The sequence below is a fragment of the Mycobacterium sp. genome, from assembly GCF_049280035.1.
Lineage (GTDB): Bacteria > Actinomycetota > Actinomycetes > Mycobacteriales > Mycobacteriaceae > Mycobacterium.
Map to the genome: position 1 here is coordinate 1 of NZ_JBAPPI010000179.1, position 4,444 is coordinate 4,444.

General features: G+C 64.1%; 5 protein-coding genes and 1 pseudogene. 5 read left to right on the forward strand and 1 reads right to left on the reverse strand.

Translation table 11 applies throughout. The features are described 5' to 3' along the window. Positions 1–686 (forward strand): annotated as a pseudogene (locus tag WAN71_RS05870) (hypothetical protein); the annotation flags it as partial. A 19-nt stretch (positions 687–705) separates the two neighbouring features. Here WAN71_RS05870 and lexA read toward each other — a convergent pair. After that, the gene (lexA, locus tag WAN71_RS05875; RefSeq protein ID WP_422224433.1) at positions 706–1,404 is read right to left on the reverse strand and encodes a transcriptional repressor LexA; all 699 of its coding nucleotides are present in this window, start codon (positions 1,402–1,404) and stop codon (positions 706–708) included. 219 nt (positions 1,405–1,623) lie between these two features. Here lexA and WAN71_RS05880 point away from each other — a divergent pair, with 219 nt between their 5' ends. The 4 genes from WAN71_RS05880 to WAN71_RS05895 all read left to right on the forward strand — a co-directional run bounded on the left by WAN71_RS05880 (position 1,624) and on the right by WAN71_RS05895 (position 4,435). Further along, complete coding sequence (locus WAN71_RS05880; RefSeq protein WP_422224434.1) at positions 1,624–2,106, forward strand: LysM peptidoglycan-binding domain-containing protein; 483 nt, start codon at positions 1,624–1,626, stop codon at positions 2,104–2,106. A gap of 127 nt (positions 2,107–2,233) precedes the next feature. Beyond that, entirely contained in the window at positions 2,234–2,698 is a 465-nt protein-coding gene (gene nrdR / locus WAN71_RS05885) for a transcriptional regulator NrdR (protein WP_422224435.1), read from the forward strand. 19 nt (positions 2,699–2,717) lie between these two features. Then, positions 2,718–3,926, forward strand: a complete 1,209-nt coding sequence (locus WAN71_RS05890; protein ID WP_422224436.1) for an FAD-dependent oxidoreductase — start codon at positions 2,718–2,720, stop codon at positions 3,924–3,926. A gap of 23 nt (positions 3,927–3,949) precedes the next feature. After that, positions 3,950–4,435, forward strand: a complete 486-nt coding sequence (locus tag WAN71_RS05895; RefSeq protein ID WP_422224437.1) for a peroxynitrite isomerase — start codon at positions 3,950–3,952, stop codon at positions 4,433–4,435. The last annotated feature ends 9 nt before the right edge of the window (positions 4,436–4,444 follow it).

A 4,444-nucleotide genomic window follows, 5' to 3' on the forward strand; every position in this document is an offset into this window, starting at 1 on the left:
GGCGTGACACCGCGGTCGCCGAACCCAGCGGTGGCGAGGAGGCGGGCTACGACAGCGGCTATGACGCGGTCACCGAATCTGTTTCACAGTGGTCACCGGACGTCGACAGCGATCTCGCGTCGTCAAGATTGTCCGACGGCTATCGGGCGCCGCTGCGTCCGCGGACGGTGCGTCTGCCAAGTCAGCCGGTCAGCGACTGGAGGCCGCCGGGGCGTGCCGATTTGCTTGACGAGCCGCTGTCCGACGAAATCGAAAGGCCCGCAGAGTTTTCCGACTTAGACGAAGACTTGGACGAGCATTTCGACGCAGCGCATTTCGACGAAGAGCATTTCGACGAAGAGCACTTTGAGGAAGAGCACTTCGAGGAAGATCCAGACGCCGTGGACACGGCTCCGACACGAATCCCAACACCGAGCGAAGTTCGGGGCGGGCGACATGCAGCCGCGGACCCCGAAGAAGACACCACTCACTTCGCTGCGGCTACCCCAATTGTGCCTGGCCAGCTAACAATTCACCTACCGCTAGACGATCCGTACCAGGTGCCCGACGGATACCCCGTCAAAGCCAACGCCAGCTTCGGCCTCTATTACATGCCCGATAGCGCACTCTACGAGGACACGCTTGCCGAAATCTGGTTCGTCAGCGAAGAAATCGCGCAAGCGAACGGGTTCAACAAGGCGCAATAGACCGACCGGGCCGCAGTAGTCAGATCTTGCGGATCACCGTGACGACCTTGCCGAGCACGGCAGCATGGTTGCCCGGAATGGGGTCGAAGGCCGGGTTGTGCGGCATCAGCCACACTTGACCGCCGGTGCGCTTGAAGGTCTTGACGGTGGCCTCGCCGTCGATCATCGCCGCCACGATGTCGCCGTTGTCGGCCACGTTTTGCTGACGCACCACGACCCAGTCGCCATCGCAGATCGCGGCGTCGACCATCGAATCACCGACCACCCTGAGCAGGAATAGCGCGCCCTCGCCGACGAGTTCCCGTGGCAGCGGAAAGACATCTTCGACGGCTTCCTCGGCAAGGATCGGACCGCCCGCCGCGATGCGCCCCAACACTGGAACAAAGGTAGGTTCCGGTAGTGCGTCCGAGCCCGAGACATCGGTGAGGACCGCCGGTTTCACGTTGTCGTCGGCGCCGCGCACATCGACAGCGCGCGGGCGGTTGGCGTCACGGCGGATATAGCCCTTGCGCTCGAGTGTGCGCAATTGGTGAGCCACTGAGGATGTCGACGTCAGACCTACGGCATCGCCGATTTCCCGGATGCTCGGCGGATATCCGCGACTGTTGACCGAGGCGCGGATGACGTCCAAAATCGTGCGCTGCCGCTCAGTGAGCCCGGAATCCGCAGATCGCGCGCTGCGGCCAGGGTCGGCGTCCGGGGTATCGGTGTCGCTCATATGGACGAATGTAGCCGCATTCAGCCGCAATATCAAACATGTGTTCGAGGCGTGTCGGCGTGTTGCCGCTGCCGCGGCCGCAAAAGTTGTCAGTGCCGTGCCCTAACGTCTGCTGCGTGTGCAACAGTTCGATCACATGTTCGGAATTCGAACACATTATCGATTATGCTTCGAACAAGTGATCGAGTGATCGAGTACCAACTGAGCGGAGGAACGCACATGATGCCCATCGAGACGATCTCACCGAACGCGCCGATCCGTTGCCGGCCGGTCCAGGTGCGTCCGGCCGGCCGCAGCGACCGGTCCGGAGGCCGGGGTCCGCAGCCGTCGAGACCGGTAACTGCGCCCCCGCGTTACCGCGGCACCGGAGTGCTGATGTCGACGGCGCCACATCGCCCTCGTCCGATTACACCGGCGACCACGGTGGTGCTGGCCCTGCTCGCCGCGCTGATCACCGTGTGGCTCGGACTGGTGGCGCACTTCGGTGACATGCTGCGTGGCGGCTCCGACCAGACGGCGGGCCACCTGCCCGACCGGCTCGCCGTGGTGCGAGTCGAGCCAGGGGAGACTCTGCACCGCCTGGCGGCCCGGGTAGCACCCGATGCGCCGACCGGCGAGGTCGCGGCGCGCATCCGCGAACTCAACGATCTCGACTCCGGAACGGTGACCGCCGGTCAGACGCTGATCGCACCGGTGGGCTGACGGCTCCGCCGTGCACGGCCGCGACTGCCGGGCGCGACCTCTCATGACGCTAGATCCGTGGGGGAGTGCGCAGGTACGCTCGGGATGGTCTGAGACATCCCGTTGTCGGCGCGGCGAAGGAGCGGTCATGCACTGTCCGTTCTGTCGCAATCCCGATTCGCGAGTCGTCGACTCTCGGGAGACCGACGAGGGTCAGGCCATCCGACGCCGCAGGTCCTGCCCGGAGTGTGGGCGGCGATTCACCACCGTGGAGACCGCTGTGCTGGCCGTCGTCAAGCGCAGCGGTGTCACCGAACCGTTCAGTCGCGAGAAGGTCATCAGCGGTGTGCGTCGGGCCTGCCAGGGCCGCCAAGTCGACGACGATGCGTTGAATCTGTTGGCCCAGCAGGTCGAAGACGCGGTACGAGCCAGTGGGTCACCGGAAGTCCCGAGCCACGAGGTCGGGCTGGCGATCCTTGGTCCACTGCGAGACCTCGACGAGGTGGCCTATCTGCGATTCGCCTCGGTATACCGGTCCTTTTCGTCGGCAGACGATTTCGAGCGCGAGATCCAGGCGCTGCGTGCCCACCGCAAGGTGTCTGCTCCCGGTTGACCGCGGGTAGGGTCGGCCCATGACTCGAGCCCTGCAAACCCAGGTCTGCGTTGCCGGTGGCGGTCCTGCGGGCTTGGTTCATGCGTTGCTGCTGGCCCGGGCCGGGATCCAGGTCGTCGTCTTGGAGAAGCACAACGATTTCCTGCGCGACTTCCGCGGTGACACTGTGCATCCGACCACCCTGCGGATCATGGACGAGCTGGGGTTCATTGATGAATTGCTGCGTCTGCCGCACACCAAGATCACGCGAGTTGCGTTCGACACCGACGGCTCACTTCGCACTTTCGGTAACTTCAGCGCGCTCAAATGGCTGAACTTCAAACAGCCTTACGTCGCATTGATGCCGCAGTGGGACTTCCTGGACTTTCTCGCCGAAAAGGCAAGTGCCTACCCGGAATTCACCTTGATCCGCAACGCGGAAGTCAAGGATTTGATCGTCGAGGGCGGCCGGGTCGTCGGGGCGCGAACGCCGGAACTGGAAGTGCGTGCCGAGCTGGTGGTCGGCGCCGACGGGCGCGCATCGGCGGTGCGCGCTGCGGCCGGGTTGGAGATCGCCAGCGCGCAATCCCCGATTGACGTCTTGTGGTTCCGGCTGAAGTGGCGCCCGGGCGATCCTGAAGAACCCTTTGCGATAGTCCGTAAGGGGTTGCTGATGGCCATGATCTACCGGGGCGACTACTGGCAGGTCGCGGATGTCATGCCGAAGGGTCAGAACCCGCGAGAGGGCTCACTGGAGGCGTTCAAGGAGCGTCTGGTGTCTGCGCAGCCCAAGTTGCGCGAACACGTCAACGATTTGCACTCCTGGGACGACACCAGCCAGCTCGATGTGCGGGTGGATCGGCTCAAGACTTGGTGGCGTACTGGGCTGCTCTGTATTGGCGATGCTGCACATGCGATGTCACCGGCTGGGGGAGTCGGTATCAATCTCGCTGTCGCGGATGCGGTGGCCGCGGCCAACATCCTTTGTGCTCCGTTGCGCGAAGGTCGGTTGACAGATGCCGACCTCGCCAAGGTGCAGCGCCGGCGCGAGTGGCCGGCCCGGATCATCCAGGCCGGCCAGGTATTCATCCAGGACCGGGCAGTCGAGCCCAATTTGACCGGTGACCTGTCGCCGGTACACATCCCGAAGTTCGTCGGTCGCGGCCCGCTGCAGTTCATCCCGCCGATTGTTGTCGGCCGGGGTTTCCGCCCGGAGCACGTCCGCACGTCGGACGTACACGCTGCCTAGTGCGCACCAGATAGGCTGGCGGGATGCTGCCTGACCTGCACCCCGACTTGCAGGCGCTCGCTCCGCTGCTCGGTATCTGGCAGGGTCGCGGGTCTGGGGCATACCCCACAATCGAGCCGTTCGACTACCTCGAGGAAGTCGCGTTTTCCCATGTGGGCAAGCCGTTTTTGGTCTACGGGCAAAAAACCAGGGCCGCAACCGACGGCAAGCCGCTGCATGCCGAGACGGGATATCTTCGGGTACCGCGACCCGGTCACGTTGAACTGGTGCTCGCACATCCAAGCGGCATCACCGAAATCGAGGTTGGCACATACACGGTCGACGGCACGACGATCGAGCTCGATATGACCACCGCAAACATCGGCCTGACACCGACCGCCAAAGAGGTGACCGCACTGGGCCGCAGCCTCCGAGTCGACGGCGACGAACTGTCGTATTCGCTGCAGATGGGTGCGGTCGGACAACCGCTGCAACACCACCTCGCGGCGGTATTGCACCGCAAAGGCTGAGCGTCGCTC